Annotated in this window: 20 protein-coding genes; 14 read left to right on the forward strand and 6 right to left on the reverse strand. The window is 61.3% G+C overall.

Annotated elements, in window-relative coordinates:
• Window positions 1-13 precede the first annotated feature (13 nt).
• Complete coding sequence (locus tag AADW23_RS01335; protein ID WP_341862732.1) at window positions 14-808, forward strand: succinate dehydrogenase iron-sulfur subunit; 795 nt, start codon at window positions 14-16, stop codon at window positions 806-808.
• A 3-nt stretch (window positions 809-811) separates the two neighbouring features.
• A complete protein-coding gene (locus tag AADW23_RS01340; protein ID WP_341862733.1) occupies window positions 812-1510 on the forward strand; it encodes a ZIP family metal transporter in 699 nt (232 codons plus the stop codon).
• A gap of 2 nt (window positions 1511-1512) precedes the next feature.
• Here AADW23_RS01340 and AADW23_RS01345 read toward each other — a convergent pair whose 3' ends face one another.
• Entirely contained in the window at window positions 1513-2202 is a 690-nt protein-coding gene (locus tag AADW23_RS01345; protein WP_341862734.1) for a DUF1868 domain-containing protein, read from the reverse strand.
• Between the two features lie 56 nt (window positions 2203-2258).
• Here AADW23_RS01345 and AADW23_RS01350 point away from each other — a divergent pair, with 56 nt between their 5' ends.
• Both AADW23_RS01350 and AADW23_RS01355 read left to right on the forward strand, forming a co-directional pair.
• Window positions 2259-3113 (forward strand): urea carboxylase-associated family protein, encoded by an 855-nt coding sequence (locus AADW23_RS01350; protein ID WP_341862735.1) that lies wholly within the window; start codon window positions 2259-2261, stop codon window positions 3111-3113.
• A 356-nt stretch (window positions 3114-3469) separates the two neighbouring features.
• Window positions 3470-4639 carry a type III PLP-dependent enzyme gene (locus AADW23_RS01355; protein ID WP_341862736.1) on the forward strand — a complete coding sequence of 390 codons (1170 nt, stop codon included), beginning with the start codon at window positions 3470-3472 and terminating at the stop codon, window positions 4637-4639.
• Between the two features lie 123 nt (window positions 4640-4762).
• Here the strand turns inward: AADW23_RS01355 and AADW23_RS01360 are convergent, their stop codons facing one another.
• From AADW23_RS01360 to AADW23_RS01375, 4 genes are all read right to left on the reverse strand, one after another.
• Window positions 4763-5737 carry an aldo/keto reductase gene (locus tag AADW23_RS01360; RefSeq protein ID WP_341862737.1) on the reverse strand — a complete coding sequence of 325 codons (975 nt, stop codon included), beginning with the start codon at window positions 5735-5737 and terminating at the stop codon, window positions 4763-4765.
• Window positions 5734-6438: a purine-nucleoside phosphorylase gene (gene deoD, locus AADW23_RS01365; protein ID WP_341862738.1), complete on the reverse strand. Its 705-nt coding sequence runs from the start codon at window positions 6436-6438 to the stop codon at window positions 5734-5736. Before deoD ends, AADW23_RS01360 begins: the two co-directional genes overlap by 4 nt.
• Complete coding sequence (locus AADW23_RS01370) at window positions 6438-6755, reverse strand: H-NS histone family protein (protein ID WP_341862739.1); 318 nt, start codon at window positions 6753-6755, stop codon at window positions 6438-6440. The genes deoD and AADW23_RS01370 overlap by 1 nt, the downstream gene beginning before the upstream one ends.
• Window positions 6756-6866: 111 nt before the next feature.
• Window positions 6867-8831: a protein meaA gene (locus AADW23_RS01375; RefSeq protein WP_341862740.1), complete on the reverse strand. Its 1965-nt coding sequence runs from the start codon at window positions 8829-8831 to the stop codon at window positions 6867-6869.
• Window positions 8832-9123: 292 nt separating this feature from the next.
• Between AADW23_RS01375 and AADW23_RS01380 the strand changes: the two genes are divergently transcribed.
• The 3 genes from AADW23_RS01380 (at window position 9124) to ccrA (ending at window position 12474) form a co-directional block, all read left to right on the forward strand.
• Window positions 9124-10512 (forward strand): 1-acyl-sn-glycerol-3-phosphate acyltransferase, encoded by a 1389-nt coding sequence (locus AADW23_RS01380; RefSeq protein ID WP_341862741.1) that lies wholly within the window; start codon window positions 9124-9126, stop codon window positions 10510-10512.
• On the forward strand, window positions 10509-10982 hold the full coding sequence (locus tag AADW23_RS01385) for a hypothetical protein (RefSeq protein ID WP_341862742.1): 474 nt from the start codon (window positions 10509-10511) through the stop codon (window positions 10980-10982). The genes AADW23_RS01380 and AADW23_RS01385 overlap by 4 nt, the downstream gene beginning before the upstream one ends.
• Window positions 10983-11178: 196 nt before the next feature.
• On the forward strand, window positions 11179-12474 hold the full coding sequence (gene ccrA / locus AADW23_RS01390) for a crotonyl-CoA carboxylase/reductase (RefSeq protein ID WP_341862743.1): 1296 nt from the start codon (window positions 11179-11181) through the stop codon (window positions 12472-12474).
• A gap of 69 nt (window positions 12475-12543) precedes the next feature.
• On the opposite strand, the gene AADW23_RS01395 is transcribed toward ccrA, so the two are convergent.
• Window positions 12544-13389 carry a MurR/RpiR family transcriptional regulator gene (locus AADW23_RS01395; protein WP_341862744.1) on the reverse strand — a complete coding sequence of 282 codons (846 nt, stop codon included), beginning with the start codon at window positions 13387-13389 and terminating at the stop codon, window positions 12544-12546.
• 103 nt (window positions 13390-13492) lie between these two features.
• Here AADW23_RS01395 and murQ point away from each other — a divergent pair, with 103 nt between their 5' ends.
• Genes murQ through AADW23_RS01430 form a run of 7 tightly spaced genes read left to right on the forward strand, consistent with a single transcriptional unit; the run spans window position 13493 to window position 21609 of the window.
• Window positions 13493-14425: an N-acetylmuramic acid 6-phosphate etherase gene (gene murQ, locus AADW23_RS01400; RefSeq protein WP_341862745.1), complete on the forward strand. Its 933-nt coding sequence runs from the start codon at window positions 13493-13495 to the stop codon at window positions 14423-14425.
• A gap of 37 nt (window positions 14426-14462) precedes the next feature.
• On the forward strand, window positions 14463-15980 hold the full coding sequence (locus AADW23_RS01405) for an ABC transporter substrate-binding protein (RefSeq protein WP_341862746.1): 1518 nt from the start codon (window positions 14463-14465) through the stop codon (window positions 15978-15980).
• A 27-nt stretch (window positions 15981-16007) separates the two neighbouring features.
• Window positions 16008-16970: an ABC transporter permease gene (locus AADW23_RS01410; protein WP_341862747.1), complete on the forward strand. Its 963-nt coding sequence runs from the start codon at window positions 16008-16010 to the stop codon at window positions 16968-16970.
• On the forward strand, window positions 16967-17806 hold the full coding sequence (locus AADW23_RS01415; RefSeq protein ID WP_341862748.1) for an ABC transporter permease: 840 nt from the start codon (window positions 16967-16969) through the stop codon (window positions 17804-17806). Before AADW23_RS01410 ends, AADW23_RS01415 begins: the two co-directional genes overlap by 4 nt.
• Window positions 17803-19506: an ABC transporter ATP-binding protein gene (locus AADW23_RS01420; RefSeq protein ID WP_341862749.1), complete on the forward strand. Its 1704-nt coding sequence runs from the start codon at window positions 17803-17805 to the stop codon at window positions 19504-19506. The genes AADW23_RS01415 and AADW23_RS01420 overlap by 4 nt, the downstream gene beginning before the upstream one ends.
• On the forward strand, window positions 19503-20474 hold the full coding sequence (locus tag AADW23_RS01425; protein WP_341862750.1) for a serine hydrolase: 972 nt from the start codon (window positions 19503-19505) through the stop codon (window positions 20472-20474). Before AADW23_RS01420 ends, AADW23_RS01425 begins: the two co-directional genes overlap by 4 nt.
• Complete coding sequence (locus AADW23_RS01430) at window positions 20464-21609, forward strand: anhydro-N-acetylmuramic acid kinase (protein WP_341862751.1); 1146 nt, start codon at window positions 20464-20466, stop codon at window positions 21607-21609. Before AADW23_RS01425 ends, AADW23_RS01430 begins: the two co-directional genes overlap by 11 nt.
• The last annotated feature ends 50 nt before the right edge of the window (window positions 21610-21659 follow it).

Genomic DNA, 21659 nt, shown 5'->3' on the forward strand with positions numbered 1-21659 from the left:
GGAGAACGCCAAGATGGTTGAACTCACCCTCCCCAAGAACTCTCGTATCACGCGCGGCAAGACGTGGCCGAAGCCCGAGGGTGCCACCAACCTGCGCAAATTCCAGATTTATCGCTGGAACCCCGACGACGGCAAAAACCCGTCGCTCGATACTTATTGGGTCGATATGGACACCTGCGGCCCGATGGTTCTGGACGCGCTGATCAAGATCAAGAACGAGATCGACCCCACGCTGACCTTCCGTCGGTCCTGCCGCGAAGGCATCTGCGGGTCTTGCGCCATGAACATCGGCGGCGTGAAGACCAAGGGGATCAACACGCTGGCCTGCATCTACGGCATGGATGAAATCAGCGGCGACGTGGCTATTTATCCGCTGCCACACATGCCCGTCGTAAAGGATTTGATCCCCGACCTGACGCATTTCTACGCGCAGCACGCCTCCATCATGCCCTGGCTGGAAACCAAGACCAGCCGGCCTGAGAAAGAGTGGAAGCAATCCATTGAGGATCGCGAAAAACTCGACGGCCTGTATGAATGCGTCATGTGCGCCTGCTGCTCCACCTCCTGCCCGTCTTACTGGTGGAACGGCGACCGCTACCTTGGGCCAGCCGCCCTGCTGCACGCGTACCGCTGGATCATCGACAGCCGCGACGAAGCCACGGGCGAACGTCTGGACGACCTGGAAGACCCCTTCAAGCTGTACCGCTGCCACACGATCATGAACTGCACAAAGACCTGCCCCAAAGGTCTGAACCCGGCCAAAGCGATTTCTTCGATCAAGAAGATGATGGTCGAACGGACAATTTAAGCCGTGGAGCCGCTTCTTCTTGCGGTCCTTCTGGCGGGCATAGCGGGCCTGTCCATGCCCCTTGGGGCGTGGCTGGCCTCTCGCAAGGACGAGCCCGAGCCGATCAATCACGCGATCACGGCCTTTGGCGGCGGTGCGTTGGTCTCCGCCGTGGCCTTGGTGCTGGTTCCTGAAGGGGCCGAAACCTTACCGCCGTGGCTATCGTGCCTTTTGCTGCTGGCCGGAGGTGTGACGTTCTTTTTCGTCGACAAGATCGTGGCACGGTCCGGCGGCGCGGGCGCTCAGCTTCTGGCAATGCTGCTGGATTACCTGCCCGAAGCTGCTGCCCTTGGTGCGATGATCGTGATCGACCGGGCGACCGCTTGGGTGTTGGCGGCAATGATCTTCCTGCAAAACCTGCCCGAGGGCTATTCCGCATTCCGAGAGGTTCTTCGCGCAGGTACCTTCCCCAAGACACGCGCCTTACTTCTGTTTGCAGCCTTGGCGCTTACCGGCCCGATCTGCGCCGTGATCGGCCTCACCCTGCTATCGGATCAGCGCGCCCTGCTTGGCGGCATCATGATCTTCGCTGCCGGGGGGATTCTCTATCTGGTGTTCGAAGACGTGGCCCCCGCTGCCAAAGGCACGGATGAGGCGCGGCCCGCCCTGGGTGCTGTCGCGGGCTTTGCCCTTGGTCTTGCCGGGCATCTGGCCGCTGGATAGCGCTACGCGAGGGGCAGCAACTCTTCGAACCAAGTCATGTCGTTGAAGGTGCAAAAGGCCGGGGCCCGCAACGGCAATACCGGTGCAGCGGCCTGCAATTCCGCTTGGATATCAGCCAACCCTTGCTTCCAGTCAGCCAGAACGGAGTCCGGCAACCAATCCAGCATGTAAGCGAAGGTCATATGATGCTGATAGGTGTCGTGGGCTGCTTGGCGATATCCGAATGCCCTCGACAGCGCCTCTCTCCACTCCAACAACGCGGTTTCATCGGCCGGGGTCGCGCCGCGCAACTCCAATCCGCCAAGGCGCACGGTGTCGACCGATACGGCAAAAGACGCGGGCGCGTCGAATGCCGCCAACCGCTGACACATCGCGGCAGTTACCTCGGCCACCTCAGCATCGCGCGCTATATCCGCGGGCCAGGCATCCGCCGTGCGGCGCGCATCCAGAACCCCTTCAAACACCGTCATGTGCAGGCTGTCTTCCGGGGTGAACAGCAACCGCTCTGCTTCCGGCAAGGCCTGCATCCTACGACGGGCCCGCAAAACCGCCGCGCCCCCCGCCGTGTCCAAGTCCAGATGGCACACCACAGTGTTCCCCGGATCCGGCAGGAAGTGTTGGTGATCGTACCTCTGCCCCAACCGATTTGGCGGCCGCGTATTCGCCCCTTGCGAAAAATCTTCCAACTTCATGACCTTGCACCTCCGGGTTTCGTGGGTGACTCTAATCCAAAGAAACGGAGCCGCCCATGCCCAACCGCCGTCCCAAGCAATCTCCCGCCCCTTCCGATGCCGCCGCCCGCCGGGCCGTGGCGCCGGTCGTCTGCTACCCGCCCGAGACCTTGCCAGAGCCGCATAACCTCGGCCCCGCCACGCCCACGGGGCCCGTCACATCCCACACCGCCGCCCCACGAGAGGCCGCCAGCTTCCACGCCAAGGCGGGCCAAACGATCCGCATCACCTCGGTCGATGGCCCCCAGGTCGGGGACCTCAACCTCTGGAACGCCCACGACCTGTCCGAGCGCTTCTTTTCCGGCAAAACCCGAGCCCTTCACGGCACCCATGTGACCACAGGCGATACGCTCTGGTCCAACCTGCCCTACCTGCGCCCGATGGCCACCATTACCCACGACAGCCTCGACTGGTACGGCATCGACAGCTTCGGCGGTGCCGTCCACGACGTCATCGGCACCCGCTGCGATCCCTACACCAACGCGCTGCTCAACAGCGGCGACCAATACCACCACTGCTGCCACTCCAACCTGACCCGCGCTCTGGCCGACGCCGCACAACTGCCGCTGCACAAGGCGGAACTGCACGTCCACGATGTCCTCAACGTCTTCATGTGCACCGGCTTCACCCGCGACACCGGCCAATACTTCATGAAAGCCTCCCCCGTCCGCCCCGGCGATACGCTCGAATTCCGCGCCGAGATCGACCTGCTCGGTGCCCTCTCCGCCTGCCCCGGTGGCGATTGCAGTGCCGAGCACTCGTCGGACACCACCCCCTGCTATCCCCTCCGGATCGAGGTCTTCGACACCCTTCACACACCCCACCATCAATCCCCACCGGCCAACCCTTACAACCGCTCCCACGGCCGCTAAAAACCACTACCGTGCCGCTCCTTCATCTTGGCCATACACCTCCGGGGTTTGCGCCCCTTGGGGCGCATAAGGGGCAGCGCCCCTGACCTCCCCAACGGCCCTCGATCCGCGCCGCATTTGACCCGCCTCCCAAGAAATTCCGCGACACGAAAAAAATCTCTTGATCCGAATCCAGACTTGCCCCAAATGCGCGATATAGACGCCAACGCACGCGCCTCTGTCACGGATGGTAAGTCGGTTGCCCCTCCCTTGGGACATATCGGGATAACCATCGCAGTTACGTAGCGACGGTAACGTCTCCCTTTGAATGCAACGCGTCCCCTTGAATGGGGCGTTCCGTCCACTTGGAGAACGTGATGACCGCTACTTTCCCCGGGCTTTCGCCCGCCCATTCTGCATCCCCTTCCCGTGCCGAAGCCTACGCCCGCGCCCACGGGTTCGAGCGCCCTACCCTTATCCTCGACATCGACCGTGTGGCGCAGCAGTACACTGTCCTTTCCACAGGTCTCGGGCAGGCGCATATCCACTACGCCGTCAAAGCCAACCCCGCGCCCGAGATCCTCTCTCGCCTCGCCGCCATGGGTTCCGGCTTCGATGCCGCCTCCCGCGTGGAGATCGAGATGTGCCTCAAAGCCGGCGCCACCCCATCGCGCATCTCCTTCGGCAACACGGTCAAGAAACCTTCCGACATTGCTTTCGCCCATGCCGTCGGCGTCGATGTCTTCGCCGCAGACGCCGCCGAAGAGCTGGACAAGATCGCGGAACACGCTCCCGGTGCTCAGGTCTACATCCGCCTGCTGGTGGAAGCCTCCGGCGCCGATTGGCCCCTGACCCGGAAGTTTGGCACCACCCGCGACAACGCCCTTTCCCTGATGGCCCACGCCCGCATGCTCGGCCTGCGCCCCGTTGGCCTCAGCTTCCACGTGGGGTCCCAAACCCGTGACCCCATGATGTGGGCCCCGGTCCTCGATGGTATTGCTGCTGTCTGGGACGCGGCCCATGCCGCTGGTTTCGCCCTCGACCTGCTGAACATCGGCGGCGGCTTTCCCGCCTTCTACGGCGATGACATCCCCCACCCAACGGCTTACGCCGCCAAGGTGATGGAGCTCGTCCATGCCCGCTTCAAAGACGTGCCCCGCATCATGGCCGAGCCCGGCCGAGGCCTCGTCGCCGACGCGGGCATGATTGCGGCCGAGGTACTCCTCGTGTCGCGAAAATCCCCCGATGACCTGCACCGTTGGGTCTACTTGGACATCGGTAAATTTTCTGGCCTCGCCGAAACCATGGACGAGGCAATCCGCTACCAATTCGCCACCGACCGTGACCATGAAACAACCGGCCCCTGCATCCTCGCGGGCCCGTCTTGCGATAGCGCCGATGTCCTATACGAAAAGCGCCCCGTGGCCCTTCCCCTCGGCATCAAAGCCGGGGACCGTATCTGGATCAGAAACTGCGGTGCCTACACAACAACCTACGCCTCGATCGGCTTCAACGGCTTCCCGCCCCTCGATGTCGTGATCCTCTGACGAAAACGCGCGTTAACCTTCCGCTAAGGTTAACGCGCGCCCCTTGCCACGGAAGCGCCACGGGCTCCCCTTCATCTTGGCAAATACAACTCAAAGAGCCGAAACCAGCCCCACAAACCTACCCTATCCGTAGATCTCCACCGCCGCCCATTGCGCCTCTGCATACCTTGCCCCATGGGCAAATCCCGCAGGCAACAGCCGCTCAATCTCAGCCAACTCCTCCGCCTCCAACACAATCTCCGTCGCGCCGGCCAACTCTGTCAAATGCGCTGCGGTCCGTGTGCCCGGTATCGGAATCACGTGATCGCCCTGTGCCAAAAGCCACGCCAAAGCCACCGTCGACGCGGACCAGCCCTTCTCTGCGCAAAACCCCTTGAAGCCCTCAATCGCCGCCAGGTTCGCCTGATAATTCGGGTCTTGGAACCTTGGCTGTCCCGAACGGAAATCACCTTCGGGGAAATTCTCTCTCCCTTGGAAATGATCGCTCAACATACCGCGCCCCAATGGCGAGAACGCCACAAAGGCAGCCCCCACCTCAGTGCAGGCCTGGATCATGCCCAGTTCCGGCTGACGCGTCCAAAGCGAATACTCCGATTGCACCGCCGCCACGGGCCCCACGGCCGCCGCGCGTCGCAGGGTTGCGGGTGAGATTTCGGAAAAACCGATGCCCCCGATCAACCCCTCGTCCAGGAAGCCCGCCAAGATCTCCATCACCTCTTCCACGGGTCGGGAATGCTCGCGGCGATGGATATAGAACAGCTCTACCTTGTCACGGCCCAACCGCGTCAAAGACCCCTCCAGGGACCGCCGCAAATCGCTGGCGGCGTTGCTGAAATGTCGGGTCGGTTGCGTGTAGATGCCCGCCTTGGTGGCAAGCGTGATCTGAGCGCCTGTGGCATCGAGGAACCGGCCAATGACCGTTTCACTCACCCCGCCGCCGTAGATCTCGGCAACGTCCCAATGGGTCACCCCCAGATCGAGCGCCGCCTGCATGCAGGCGAAACTCTCTTTTTCGTCGGTGGCCCCATAAATGCCCCCGAAACTCATGCAGCCAAGCCCGATTGGCCCGACGCTATGTCCGGCCAATCGCCTTGTCATGAAAACGCGGCTTCCAACGCAATTTCGACCATATCCGAGAAGCTGGATTGCCGATCTTCCGACGGCAACGCCTCTTCCGTCAGCAGATGGTCAGACACGGTCAGAACCGCCAATGCCCGCGCATCATAGCGTGCCGCCAAGGTGTATAGTTCTGCCGCTTCCATCTCCACGGCCAAGACACCGTGGCGCACCATTTGCTCATTCAGGTCAGGGCGTTCATCATAAAACACGTCAGACGAATAAATCCCGCCCACATGAATGCCCGCGCCTTTGCCTTCCGCCGCCAGGTAGGCCGCCTGAAGCAGCCCGTAATCCGCGCAAGGAGCATAGTTCAGCTCTCGGAAAATGCCCGAGGATGGCGTCGACAGGGTCGATGCCGTCATCGCCAGGATCACGTCCCTCAGCTTCACGGATTTCTGCATCGCTCCGCAGGAGCCGATCCGGATCAACGTCTTCGCCCCGTAATCGCGGAGCAATTCGTTCGCGTAGATCGACAGGCTTGGCATGCCCATGCCGGAACCGTGGATCGTTACGCGATTGCCGCGCCACTTCCCCGTGAAACCCAACATGCCTCTGACTTCATTGACGCAGACCGGGTCTTCCAAAAACCGCTCTGCCGCCCATTTCGCCCGCAGCGGATCGCCCGGCATCAAGACCGTTTCAGCGATATCTCCGGGCTTTGCTCCGATATGAACCGTCATCAGATCGCAAACTCGTCCAGAGATTTACCCGCAGCCAATGCGTCCTTGATCCAATTGGGCTGGCGACCACGACCTGTCCAGGTTTGGTTCGCGTCCGCAGGATTGGCATACTTCGCCACGCCTTTAGGGCCAGATTTCGAAGACACTTTTCCGCCCACAAATTCATCAAGCGAGAAACCGTGCTTCTTTGCAACGGCCTTCAGTTCCGCAAGACAATCTGCTTTGCGCTTCTTTTCATAGCCTTTAATTGTAGCCTCCACTTCCCGTTGATGGGATTGCAGCTCTTCCAGGCTCATTGATTCAAGTGATGTTGCCATAACGAATTCCCCTTCACTATTGGCTTCCAGTGAAAGGCGTTTGCCGTTTTCAGATCTCAAAATCAAGTAAACAAAAGGACATGTCCTTTTTTGAGCAGCATCAGGCCGCGGCTACTGAGCGGCGATTGCGGAGGAATCCACCAAAGCCACGATATCCATCATGATCGTGTTCAGCTCAAAATCCTTGGGCGTATAGACCCTTGCCACGCCATATCCCAGCAAGGTAGCGCGGTCCTCATCGGGAATAATACCGCCGACCAAGACGGGAATATCCACTCCTTCCTGGCGTAAGCGCTCCATCACCTCTTTAATCAACGGCACATGGCTTCCCGACAGAATCGAAAGGCCTATTACATGGGCGCTGTCCGCTATTGCGCTGGCGACGATCTCGGCCGGGGTCAGCCGAATACCCTCATAGCTGATATCCATGCCGCAATCGCGGGCCCGAAATGCGATTTGCTCTGCCCCATTGGAATGGCCATCCAATCCCGGCTTCCCCACCAGAAACTTGAGACGCCGTCCCAATTTGTCGCTCACCACGTCCACGGCGTCGCGAATATCTTCGAGCCCTTCTGTCTTGTTGGAAACGGCCCCTGATACGCCTGTCGGCCCCCGGTATTCTCCGTGAACCGCTCGCATAACCCCGGCCCATTCACCCGTGGTAACGCCCGCTCTTGCGGCAGAAATCGAGGCAGGCATCACATTGCGCCCTTCCCGAGCCGCAACCGCCAGCTCCTCCAGCGCCGCTTTCACGGCACTGTCCTCGCGGCTAATGCGCCATTCCTCCAATCGGGCGATTTGATCCTGCTCCACCGCCGGATCAACCACCATGATTCCACCGTCTTCTCCCAATAGCGGCGACGGCTCGGAGGCGGTGTATTTGTTCACGCCCACGACCACGGTTTCCCCCCGCTCGATCCGGTTAACCCTTTCCGCGTTGGAATCCACCAATCGGCCTTTCATATAGTCAATTGCCGTAATGGCACCGCCCATGCCTTGCAGGTTCGCCAATTCCGCTCTTGCGCCGTTCTTCAATTCTTCGACCTTGGCATCGACGACCGGGTTGCCATCAAACAAGTCGCCGTATTCCAGCAGGTCCGTCTCAAACGCCATGATCTGCTGCATGCGCATGGACCATTGCTGATCCCACGGGCGCGGCAGCCCCAAGGCCTCATTCCAGGCGGGCAATTGCACCGCACGGGCGCGGGCCTTCTTGGAGAGCGTCACAGCAAGCATCTCAATCAGAATGCGGTAGACGTTATTCTCAGGCTGCTGCTCGGTCAGACCCAAAGAGTTCACCTGCACACCGTACCGGAAACGCCGAAACTTCGGGTCGCTCACGCCATAACGTTGTTCACAAATCTCATCCCACAGATCGACAAAGGCTCGCATCTTGCACATCTCGGTCACGAACCGAATGCCCGCGTTCACAAAGAACGAAATCCGCCCCACCAACGTCGGAAAATCCTCTTCCGGCACCCTTGGGCGCAATTCATCCAGGACGGAAACCGCTGTCGCCAAGGCAAATGCCAGTTCCTGCTCGGGCGTCGCCCCGGCTTCTTGCAGATGGTAGGAACACACATTCATCGGGTTCCATTTCGGAACCTCTTTATAGCAATATTCAGCCACATCCGCGATCATCGCCATCGACGGCTTGGGGGGACAAATATAGGTGCCACGCGACAGGTATTCCTTCATCAAGTCGTTCTGCACCGTCCCTTGCAAAGCGCGCACATCCGCGCCTTGCTCCTCGGCCACGGCAATATAAAGCGCCAATAACCAAGGCGCCGTCGCGTTGATCGTCATCGAGGTGTTCATTTGCTCCAGCGGAATGTCCTTGAACAAGGCCCTCATGTCGCCCAAGTGGCTCACCGGCACGCCCACCTTGCCAACCTCACCCCGCGCCAAAACATGATCGCTGTCGTAGCCCGTCTGGGTCGGCAAATCGAAAGCCACGGAAAGCCCCGTCTGCCCCTTCGCCAAATTGCCCCGGTACAGCGCGTTCGACGCCTCCGCTGTGGAGTGTCCCGCATAGGTCCGGATCAACCACGGGCGGTCTTTAGGGGCTTGGGACATGGGAGGCTCCGACTCGTTATCAGCAATATCATTTCGTTAAAGTGCATGTATGCGGAATAAAATGTCCCTGTCAATTCGCTGCATGCGCAAAGCTGCACCGCGGCGCTGACCTGGGCAACGCACCCATTCGCCTTGGCCATACACCTCCGGGGTAAGCGCCTCCCCGCGGGAGGCGTAGGGGCAGAGCCCCTCTCAGCGCCCCGTCGCCACCTGCGCACCAACAGCAACTTTCCCCGCGCCAGGCCCCGCCTCACCAATTGCGCCGCCCTTCATTTCCTGACACCGTCCGCCCATGACGACGCCCATCACCCTTCCCCTTTGGCTCTTCGTGCTGATCCTCCTGTTCGCAGCCGTTACCTTTGCGTCTCATTTCCTCTTTCCCTCGGTCCGCTGGTTCCTGCGCCGCCGCCTCGAAAACGCGGTGGCTAAACTGAACAAGCGTCTCAAGACGCCAATCCAACCATTCAAACTGGCCCGCCGCATGGATACGGTGCGCCGTCTCGTCTACGATCCCGAGGTCGCCGCCGCCATTATCGAGCACGCCAAGTCCAAGGGCGTTCGCGAAGATGTCGCCGCGCAACAGGCCGAGCGTTACGCCCGTGAAATCGTCCCCGGCTTCTCGGCATTCACCTATTTTGCTTTCGCCATCCGCGCCGCGCGTTTCTTGAGCCAATCGCTCTATCGGGTGCGCCTGACCGACCCCAATGCCGACGCCCTTGAAGGTATTCCCACCGACGACACGGTGATTTTCGTGATGAACCACCGCTCCAACATGGATTACGTGTTGGTTACCTGGCTTGTCGCTGAACGCTCTGCCTTGGCCTATGCCGTCGGCGAATGGGCCCGGGTCTGGCCGCTGCGGGGCCTTGTCCGCGCACTCGGCGGCTACTTCATTCGCCGCCGACACAACAACCCGCTCTATCGCAAGGTGCTGGCCCGCTACGTGCAGATGGCGACCGAGGCCGGCGTGACCCAAGCCGTGTTCCCCGAAGGCGGCCTGTCACGCACCGGCGGGTTAGGGCCTCCGAAACTCGGGCTCATCTCTTACATTCTTGATGGTTTCACGCCGGGCAAATCCCGCAATGTCACCTTCGTCCCCGTGGCCATCAACTACGACCGGGTGATGGAGGACCGGAACCTGATCGCCGCGCAATCCGGCGGCACTGCGGGCTTTCGTTTCACGCTTTTGCCGATCTACCGCTACCTGCGCCGCCAAATCTGGCACCGGATCACCGGCAGGTTTCACCGCTACGGCTATGCCGCCGTCAGTTTTGGCGATCCCCTGTCGCTGAACGAGTTCCTTTCCCACAAGCACACGGACGACGCAGAGGCCCTGGGCGAGGCGCTGATGGCGCGCATCGCCTCCGTGACCCCGATTGTGCCCGTCCCCCTTGTGGCCCATGCCCTCAAAGACGGTGCGCGTACGGCCGCCTCGCTCAGGGACGCCGTCCAGCAACGCGTAGACCGGGCCTCGGCCCGGGAAACCCACGTCCACCTTGCCCGCGAGGATCTGGATTACACGATCGAAGCAGGTCTCCGCGCCTTGATGGAGCGTGGCTTCGTGGAGCGCGACGGAGGCGCTCTGACCGTGACCGAGCGCGGCTTGCCCGTCATTGACTACTACGCGGCGTCGGTGGCGCATCTATTGGATGTCGAACGGTTGGAGAATTCATCTCCTTGAAAATCACCGAGGACACAGACACCCGCTTCACCATCGTCAGCCGCCGCAAGATTTTCGCGGACCTGTGCTTCGCGTTTTTTGCTCTATTCGGTGCCGCCTTTACCTGTGCCATGCTCATCGCAGAGATCACACAGTTGACCGCGTTTTTCATCGTCATCGGTCTCCTTTTCACCGGCATCGGCGTTTGGGGCATCCTATCCAACAGTTCTGCCAGGATAACCTTTGATGCCACCCAGCGCCTAGCTCATGTCCGTTGGCGCGGCCTGCTCGGCGCGAAGACCCGAACCATCCCGTTTGACCTGTTCTGCAACATCACAGTTCATGAGGATGATGACATGCACACTTTGCAATTCGACCTCGCCGGAAAAGATCCCCTTCTGCTTGATCGCGTCTATAGCTCCAACACGGCCACCCACGAGGTCGCAGCGCGACTGCGCGAGTGGATGAACGCGCGTGGTCACGGTTCCTGAGTGTCATAGGCCCACATCCGGGCGACGTCCCGCCTGCCGCACCTCGCCCACAACGAGCACGGCTGCGACATAAAATTACTCAAAATGACATTTCATGGTTGCAATATTACCCTGCCGCCAATATCTCTCGCATTAGCAGCATTTGATTCCGCACCGCGGCATCACGCCCGAGGACATAGACATGACGGAGAGTACCATGGCCCTAGACGCACCCACGCAAGCCGCACCCTATGATGCGCCCATGAAAGACCTCTACGAGATGGGTGAAATGCCCCCCATGGGGTATGTCCCGCCCAAGATGTACGCTTGGACGATCCGCCGCGAACGCCATGGCGAGCCCGATAAGGCGTTCGAGGTTGAAGTCGTGGATACGCCGGTGCTTGACAGCAACGAGGTGCTGGTCCTCGTGATGGCCGCAGGCGTGAATTATAATGGCGTCTGGGCGGGCCTTGGCCAGCCGATCAGCCCCTTTGATGGCCACGGCGCAGAGTATCACATCGCGGGCTCAGACGCGGCAGGCATCGTTTGGGCCGTCGGCGACAAGGTAAAGCGCTGGAAAATCGGGGATGAGGTGGTGATCCACTGCAACCAGGACGACGGCGATGATGAGGAATGCAACGGCGGCGATCCGATGTTCTCCACGAGCCAGCGGATCTGGGGCTACGAGACGCCGGACGGTTCTTTCGCACAGTTCACCAATGTGCAGGCGCAGCAATTGATGCCGCGCCCCAAGCATCTGACCTGGGAAGAAAGCGCGTGCTACACCCTGACGCTCGCCACCGCTTACCGGATGTTGTTTGGCCATGAACCCCACGACCTCAAGCCCGGCCAGAACGTGCTGGTCTGGGGCGCGTCCGGCGGCCTCGGCTCTTATGCGATCCAGCTGATCAATACGGCGGGTGCAAACGCGATTGGCGTGATCTCCGACGAAGATAAACGCGATTTTGTCATGGGGCTTGGCGCGAAGGGCGTCATCAACCGGCGCGACTTCAACTGCTGGGGCCAATTGCCCACGGTCAACACGCCTGAATATGCCGAGTGGTTCAAGGAAGCCCGCAAGTTCGGCAAAGCGATTTGGGACATCACCGGCAAGGGCAACAACGTGGATATGGTGTTTGAACACCCCGGCGAGGCGACCTTCCCGGTGTCCACCTTGGTCTGTAAAAAAGGCGGCATGGTGGTGATCTGCGCCGGCACCTCGGGCTTCAACTGCACCTTCGACGTGCGCTACATGTGGATGCACCAGAAGCGTTTGCAGGGCAGCCACTTCGCGCATCTCAAGCAAGCATCTTCTGCCAACAAACTGATGTGCGAGCAGCGCCTTGATCCTTGCATGTCCGAAGTTTTCCCATGGGATGAACTGCCCGGCGCGCATCTGAAGATGCTCCGGAATGAGCATAAGCCCGGCAATATGTCGGTACTGGTGCAAGCCCCCCGCACCGGCCTGCGCACGTTGGAAGACGTGCTGGAGGCGGGCCCAAAAGCGGAGTAACGCCGCTTCAAGTTGTTCACTTGGCCAAGGCCCGTGCATCCGCGCGGGCTTTGGTTTTTTGAGGGGGACTCAGATCTTCAGTGGGGCCACAGCCTCGGCCGCGCCGCTGATCAAATCGACCGCCCCATCGCGGATCTGAACAAGACGCAGAAATACAAGATCCAGAAGGATCAATTGCGCATCCCGTGACGTGATAGCCGATGACCGGACCCGTTCTTCATCGGTGACGGTGCGCAGAGCGTTGCCCGCCAAATCCGCCAGTTGGTTCGGCTGCAAACCCGTCACGGTCAGAATAGTCGCGCCCCGCTGAAGCGCCGTTTCCGCCACCCGTAACGTCTCTAGGCTGGTGCCCGATTGCGACAAGGACACAAGCACATCTTTGGGCGTCAACGTTGCGGCATGGGCCATCTGGATGTGACTATCCGCGTCAAACAGCACAGGAATGCCGAGCTTCTGAAGTTTATAGGCAAAGTCACGGGCCACCAGCGATGATGCACCGACGCCCGAAAGCTGCACCCTTGCGGCTGCATTCAGTGCATCCCGCGCGGCGTCTAGCTGAGCGGGCGGATTGATCCCAAGGGTTTCCTGCAGTGACTTGATCTTGCTCGACAGCAGTTTCTGCGCCGTCATCAGGGCGTCGTCGCCGGTATCAATCGTGCTGTGAACCGCATCAATCGGCACCGTCTGCGCGGCTGCGGCCCGGGTGATTTCCATCCGCAAGTCCTGATATCCCGAAAACCCCAGCTTCTGGCAGAACTTCACCACCGAAGATTGGCTCCGCCCCGACTTTCGCGCCAATTCGATCGAAGTCAGTCGCGCCATCGCATCGGGATCATCCAGAATCGTATTCGCAATCTGCTGCTCGCCAGCGGACAGTGTGCCCAACTGGGCCTGCATCAAGGTGAGTATAGACAAGGATTGGTCCTCGGGCTGGCTCGCTTTGGAATAACTTATCACAAAAAATTTGACATAGTGGAATAAAAAATTCACCCTAAGGCATAGAAGGGGAGTCGCTGCCGTGTCTACCGCTGCCAAAACAGACCTTGCATCGCTTGTGTCGGAAGCGAGCAATCCACGCACCGCTGACATCGACCTGATGTCCGCCGCTCAGATCGTGGCCTGCATGAATGACGAAGATCGCGGTGTTGCCGATGCCGTCGCCCTGACCCTTCCAGCCATCGCTACCACCGTCGATCGGATCGTGGACGCCATCAACCAGGGTGGGCGGCTGATCTATATCGGCGCGGGCACAAGCGGGCGTTTGGGCGTGCTGGACGCCTCGGAATGTCCGCCGACGTTCTCGGTGCCGCCCGAATTGGTCGTGGGCCTGATCGCAGGTGGCGATACCGCCCTGCGCCACCCGGTAGAGGCCGCCGAAGATGACGCAGCCAAGGGTGCGGATGATCTGAAAGCCATTAACCTGACCGCCCGCGATGTGGTGATTGGCATCGCCGTCAGCGGCCGCACGCCCTATGTGATCGGCGCGTTGCGCTATGCCAAGGACCTTGGCGCTTTCACCGCAGCGCTATCGTGCAATCCGGGGTCGGCCATCGCGCATATTGCCGATGCTGCGATTTCGCCTGTGGTAGGGCCCGAAGTCGTGACCGGGTCAACAAGGCTGAAGTCCGGCACCGCGCAGAAAATGGTGCTGAACATGCTGACCACCGCCAGCATGATCCGCTTGGGCAAGACTTGGGGCAACCGGATGGTGGATGTCACGATCTCGAACCAGAAACTCGCAGACCGCGCGGCCGACATGCTGTGCGATGCCACCGGGTGCAGCGCGGATGAAGCGCAGGATTTGTTGCGCCAAAGTGACGGCAGCGTGAAGCTGGCCATTTTAATGCAGATCACCGGGCTCGATGCCGACACGGCACGGACCACTCTGGAGGCCGAACGAGGTTTCCTTCGCAAAGCCATTGAACGAGCGGGAGAGAATTCCGCCGCCTGACTTCACTCATGACACGAACCTAAGGGAGATATCTGGAATGAAAACGATCACATCCACCGTCAAGACAACGGCACGGGCGCTGGCGCTGCTCAGCACTGCGCTGGCGGCCCCACTGGCCGCCCAGACCCTTGACCTTGCATGGTCCCAGGACGCCACGGGCCTTGACCCGCACACGCAACCGGGCTTTGCCACGATCCGCCTGTTGGAACTGATGTACGAGCCGCTGGTGCGCCTGGACGAAGGGTTGGAATTGCAACCCGCGCTGGCCGAAAGCTGGAGCTTTTCCGACGATGGTTTGCAGCTGACGTTCCAACTGGACGGCGACGCGATGTTCCACGACGGGACGCCTGTGACCTCTGCCGACGTGCGCGCCTCGTTTGAGCGTATCCTGGACGAGGAAACCGGCGCGATTGCGCGGGCGAACTACACGTCGATCATCAATATCGAAACGCCCGACGACGCCACCGTGGTATTCGAGCTGGACGCCCCCAACGCGCCGCTTCTCAACGGTCTGGCTTCCGTCAACGCAGCTGTGGTTCCGGCCTCGGCCATTGAGGCGGGTACACTCGGCACGGAAGTCATCGGCTCTGGCCCGTTCACGTTGGATGCACGCACACCTAACGCCAGCGCCAACCTGTCGGCCTTTGACGCATGGCACGGCGGCGATGTGGCATACGACGGCATCAACATCAGCGTGCTGCCGGACGAGACCGCTTTGCTGGCCGCCCTGCGTGCCGGTCAGGCGGATTTCGCGCTTATCAACGACCCGCTGGTTGCCACGTTGGTGCCCCGCACCGAAGGCCTGCAACTGAACACGGCCCCGACGCTGAGCTACTATGTATTGCAGCTGAACGCATCGCGTGAGCCTATGGGCGAATTGGCCCTGCGCCAAGCCATCGGCTGCGCTATTGATCGCCAGGACGTGCTGGATGCGGCGCTCCTGGGTGAAGGCGAAGTGACCGGTCCGCTGACCTCTCCGGCGTATCGCACCGACCCAAGCGGCCTGTTCTGCTACGAGCAGGACCAAGACCGTGCCCGCGAATTGCTGGCCGAAGCGGGCTACGCAGATGGGTTCACCGCCACCGTGATCGCCGCCAACGGCGAGCCACCCACCGCCTCGGCCGTGGCGCAGGTGATCCAGTCGCAGCTGTCTGAAGTGGGCATCAACCTGGAAATCGAGATGCTGGAACTCAGCGTTTACATTGACCGCTGGTTGGCCGCTGACTTCGACATGGCCGTGGCCCTGAACGGCGGCCGCGTGGACCCCTACACCATGTACAACCGCTATTGGACACGGGACGGGAACCTGCAGGGGGTCGCCAACTACATCGACGACACCTTGGACACGTTGATGATCGAGGGCCGCGCCGAAACCGATGAGGCCGCCCGCGCCGAGATCTTTGGCAACTTCGAAAGCCATCTGGCCGAAATGTCGCCTTGGATCTGGCTGTTCACCGGTAACACCTACACGGCGCAGACCGAGGGCGTTTCGGGCTTCGTGTCGTCCCCCACGGGTACGCTGTTCGGCCTCGTCGATGTGACGTTGGCGGAATAAACGGCAAGCAAAGGCAGGGCACCCAACATGAAATATCTTCTCGGACGCCTCGCGGTTTTTCCGTTGGTCATGTTGGGTGTCTCCGTCTTCGTTTTTGTCGCCATCAGATTGGTGCCCGGCGATGCCATCACGGCAATGTTGGGCACCGAAGGCGGGATGCTAACCCCCGCCCAACGCGAGGCGCTTGCCGCCTACTTCGGCCTCGATCAGAACTGGGCCGTGCAATATTTCCGCTGGCTTGGCGGCTTGTTCCGGGGCGATCTTGGCATCTCGGTCACCTACGGCCAGCCGGTGCTGGATATCATCCTCGAACGCTTCCCCCTGACGCTGCAATTGGCGCTGATGTCGATGGTCGTGGCCCTTGCCATTGGCCTTCCCGCGGGCGTTTTCGCGGCGACGCGGGCCAACAAGGCATCGGACCTGATAGTGCGCATCTTCGCCATGATGGGGCAGTCGATGCCCAATTTCGTGGTCGCGCTTCTGTCGATCTACATCCTGTCCGTGGGCTTCGGCGTTTTGCCTACAATGGGCCGTTTTGTGACCTTCTCGGAGGACCCATTGGGCAATCTGGCGCAGATGATCCTGCCCTCCATCGCCCTTGGCACCGCTTTCGCCGCCGCCGTCACCCGCATCACACGGGCCGCAATGATGGATATTCTAGGCGAGGATTACGTGCGCACGGCCCGGTCCCAAGGCTTCAGCCAAGGCTATGTGATCTGGCGCCACGCCCTGCCGAATGCGCTGATCCCCGTGCTGACACTCAGCGGGGTGGAATTCGGCTACCTTCTGGGCGGTGCAGTGATCGTAGAGCAGATCTTCGCCCTGCCCGGTTTGGGCCGTGTCGTGCTCGACGCGATATTGGAAAGGGACTACGCCCTAGTTCAAGGGGTCATCCTGTTCATCGCCTTCAACTTCATGCTCGTAAACCTTCTGGTCGATCTGGCCTACGCCGCCCTTGATCCCCGCATCCGTTATGGAGGCAACGCATGAGCCTTCTGCGCGCCCTCGCCCGCCATCCGGCCGGCAGCATCAGCTTGATTATCATCGGCATGCTCAGCATCGCAGCGCTTCTGGGGCTGCTGGGTTTGACGCCCCATGATCCCCTGGGCCAAGACCGCCTTGCGCGGATGCAAGCGCCGGACGGCACCTACCTTCTGGGCACGGACCTGTTTGGGCGCGACATGCTGAGCCGGTTGATGGAGGGGTTGGGCCGTTCGTTTCTTGTGGCCCTGTCCTCTGTTACCATCGCCGCGACCCTTGGCACATTTCTGGGCCTGACTGCCGCGTGGTTCGGCGGACTTTGGGACGGGGCCGCCATGCGCACGATGGATATCCTTCTGGCCTTCCCCGCGATCCTGTTGGCGCTGTTGATCGTGGCGATCTTGCAGGCGAGCATGTGGACCTCGATCCTCGCGATTGCCTTGGTCTATACGCCCATTTTCACCCGTGTCGCCCGTGGCCCGGCCCTGTCACTGAAGACGCGCAGCTTTGTGGATGCGGCGCGGACCTTCGGCAGCTCTCGTACCTACATCCTGTCGCGGCATCTGCTTGGCAACCTTGTGGCGCCCCTGACGGTGCAATTCACCCTGGCGCTGGCTTGGGCGCTTCTGACAGAAGCCGCGCTTAGCTTCCTTGGCCTAGGCACGCAGCCGCCCGCGCCCTCCCTTGGGGTGATGCTGTCGGACAGCCGCAACCTGATGGAGCTGGCACCTTGGCTGCTGATCTATCCTGCGGTGACGATCATGCTGGCGGTTCTGGGCTTTAACCTTCTGGGCGACGCCCTGCGCGATATCACCGACCCCAAATCGCAGGAGGGGCGGGCATGACGCTTCTATCCGTCAAAGACTTGCGCGTCGGATTCGGCGTTGAAGGCCAGGAAAAAGAGGTCGTTCACGGCGTCAGCTTTGACGTGGCCGCGGGTGAAACCTTGGCCATCGTGGGCGAAAGCGGGTCCGGCAAATCCGTGACGGCGATGTCGATCAACCGGCTGGTGGATTTCAGCGGCGGGCGCGTGCTGGGGGGCAACATTACCTTGGACGGCGCCACCGATATCGTGAACGCGTCCGAGGCCGAGATGCAGCGCCTGCGCGGGCGCGAGATTGGAATGATCTTCCAAGAACCCATGACCTCCCTCAATCCCGTTCTGAAGGTTGGCACCCAGATCGGAGAGATCTTCGCCAAGCGTCACGGGTTAAGCGGCGGCGCGGTGCGCAAGGCGGCCATTCGGGCGTTGGACCGCGTGCGCATCCCCGATGCCGCGCGGCGACTGGATCAATCGCCCCACCAAATGTCGGGCGGCATGTTGCAACGGATCATGATCGCGATGGCCTTGGCCGGAGAGCCGCGCCTTCTGATCGCCGATGAGCCGACAACAGCCTTGGACGTAACCATTCAAGCGCAGATTCTGGCGCTTCTGGCAGAGTTGCAGCGCGATACCGGCACCGGGTTGATCTTCATCACCCACGACATCGGCGTCGTGGCGGGGATCGCCGATAAAACCGTGGTCATGCAACATGGCGAGGTCGTGGAAAGCGGCACGACCGATGATATCATTGACCGGGCAACCCATCCCTACACCCGTCACCTTCTCAGCGCGGTGCCCCATTTTCGCAACGGCGACGCCGCCCGAGCGCCCGCCGAAACGCGCTCCAAACCCGCCCTGAGCGTCCGTGACCTTGCCGTGCGTTTCCCCGTGCGAGGCGGCTTTCGGCGCAAATCCAAGGGCGTTGTTCATGCGGTCTCGGACGTGTCGTTTGATCTGCAACCGGGGGAGACTTTGGGGATTGTGGGCGAAAGCGGCTCGGGCAAATCCACCATGGCCCGCGCGATCCTTGGCCTGAATGAGCCGACCAAGGGGCGTATCGAGGCCGATGGAAGCCGCGCCGTGCAGATGGTGTTTCAGAACCCCAACGCTTCGCTCAACGGGCGCATGAAGGTGCGCCAACTGCTGGCGGAACCGGTGATCGCGGCGGGCAAACGTGTGGATGCCGAGGCACTGGCGAGGATGCAGATGCTGCTTGGCAAGGTGGACCTTCCGTCCGACACTCTGGATCGCTTCCCCCACGAATTTTCCGGCGGACAAAGGCAACGTATCTGCATTGCCCGTGCCTTGATGCCGGAGCCCAAGATCCTTGTGCTGGACGAGGCTGTCTCTGCCCTCGACGTGTCTGTGCAGGCCAAGGTCCTGGACCTTCTGGTTGATCTGCAACGCGACTTCGATCTGGCCTATCTGTTCGTGTCCCACGACATGGGCGTGGTGGAACGCATCGCCCACCGCATTGCGGTGATCTATGCAGGACAGGTGGTGGAAATCGGCCCCTCGCGCGATGTGCTTTCGGCCCCGCAGCATCCCTACACGCGCAAGCTGATCTCTGCGGTGCCTTCGCTGGAACGTCGCCATGTGGATTTCGCGGTGGAAACCGATGAAGTCCCCTCCACCCTGCGCCCCATCGGGTGGGAACCGGCCCCGGTGACGTGGCAAGAAAACGGCCCCCACCACCGCTATGCAGTGGAGCCGTCGGCGTGAGTTTTCAGGCCGCATGGGCCGTGGCTGATGCGGCCGTGAACGAAGGGCGTATCCCCGGCGCCGTGCTAGGCGTGGTGAATGGGCAGGGAAGGCATGTGGCTTGGGCGGGGTCGGCTGCCTTGGTGCCCGATCCCGCGCCCGTGACGCGGGACACGATCTTCGATCTCGCCTCTCTGACCAAGCCCGTGTTTACAACGGAACGCATCCTGTCCCATGCCCACGCCGGACGGTTGGACCTTGATGCACCGCTGACCAGCGTCATCCCCGACTTTCGCCAATACAACGCCGAGTGTTGGGAGCGCGCCACCACGTTTCGCGACTGCCTTGGCCATCGCACGCACTTCCCCGCCGTGGCCCCGATTTATACCCACGGCCATGACCCCGCGACCCTGCGGGCTTTCGTATTGCAACGGGAATGGCCCCGGGTTGAAAACCCGGTCTACTCGGACATCAACTTCATCCTTCTTGGCATCGCGTTGGAACGGGTCGAGGGCTGCTTGGTCCACGACATGGACCCCGGCCCCGGCTTCACTTTCACCCCCCCGCCCGAGGCTTGCGCCGCAACGGAAGCCTGCACATGGCGGGGCCGCGTCATGCGCGGCGAGGTCCATGATGAGAATTGCTACGCCCTTCAAGGCACCGGCCACGCGGGGTTGTTCGGCACCGCCGACGCCTTGCTAAATTTCGGCGAGGCTCTGCTCGGACGCGGCCCTGACCTGACGTGCGAGGCCCTTTCCGACCAGCGCACCCACGGGTGGGAAATCCGCTTTCCCAATTGGTCGGGCGGGCAGAAATGTGGGCCGAAAACGATCGGACACACCGGGTTTACCGGCACGGGCCTTTGGGTGGATCACGCAGCGGGCCAAGTCTGGACCCTGCTGACCAATCGCGTTCACCCCTCTCGTCATGCCGAGACCCGGATCGCGACGCTAAGACAAGAAGTGGGAGACGCGCTTTATGGCACATGACACTGAAATGCGCTGGTGCGTAGGTTTGATGACCGGCACCGTTTTGGACGGGAATATCGACGTCGCCCTCCTGCAAACCGATGGAGAGACCATTGGGGCCTTCGGGCCCTACGCGCTCTATCCCTATGACACGGAAACCAACGAGATCCTTGCCCAATGCCTGAATGACGCGAAGGATTGGGCCTTCGACGGCCCCGAGCCCGCGATTTTCGCGCAGGCCGAGGCGCGGATCACGCAGGCGCAATCGGAGGCGGTGGCAAGATTGGTCAAGGACGCGGGCCTGACCATGGACGACATCGCGGCTGTGGGTTTTCACGGGCAAACTGTCCTGCACCGCGCGCCGTCATCTGGGCAACTTGGGCAGACACGGCAATTGGGCGACGGCCCGGCCATGGCGCACCGTCTGGGCACCGAAGTTGTCTATGATTTCCGCAGTGCTGACATGGCTGCCGGGGGACAAGGCGCGCCGTTGTCGGCCATCTATCACGATGCGCTGCTTTCGACTCTCGATGATGCCGAAGGAACGGCGATCCTGAACCTTGGCGGTGTAGCGAATGTCACGGGACGCGATGCGGACGGCACCCTTGCCGCTTTTGATACCGGCCCCGCCAACGCGCCGATAAATGACTTCATGGGCCTACGGGGATTGGGCGATATGGACCGCGACGGAAGGCTCGCGGCTACGGGGGCAGTTGACATGACCCTACTCAATCGCGCGTTGGAGCATCCCTATTTGTCCAAACCTTACCCCAAATCCTTGGACCGCTTTGACTTTGGCCACGCCTGGGTGTCCGCCCTGTCTGACGCCGATGGCGCCGCGACGCTCACCGCCTTTACCGCCGCTGCGATCGGACGCGGCCTGGACCGCCTGCCCGTGCGCCCCTCCCGCTTGATTGTGTGTGGCGGCGGGCGTCACAATCCCACGCTTCTGAAAATGATCGGCATATATGCCTCTGTGGCAGTGGAAAAGGCCGAGGATCATGGTTGGGAAGGCGACGCCACAGAAGCACAGTGCTTTGCATATCTGGCGATGCGCCGCCTGCGGGAGCTTCCGGTGACATTCTGGGGCACGACGGGCGTGGTAGAGCCGATGACCGCGGGACGCATGGCCTCGGACGAGAGGGGTTGCGCCTAGGCTTGGCGCAGCGAAAAAGTCAGGCAAACGCTTGATCCTGACGACCTTAT

It is taken from the genome of Gymnodinialimonas sp. 57CJ19, assembly GCF_038396845.1.
Classification (GTDB): Bacteria; Pseudomonadota; Alphaproteobacteria; order Rhodobacterales; family Rhodobacteraceae; genus Gymnodinialimonas.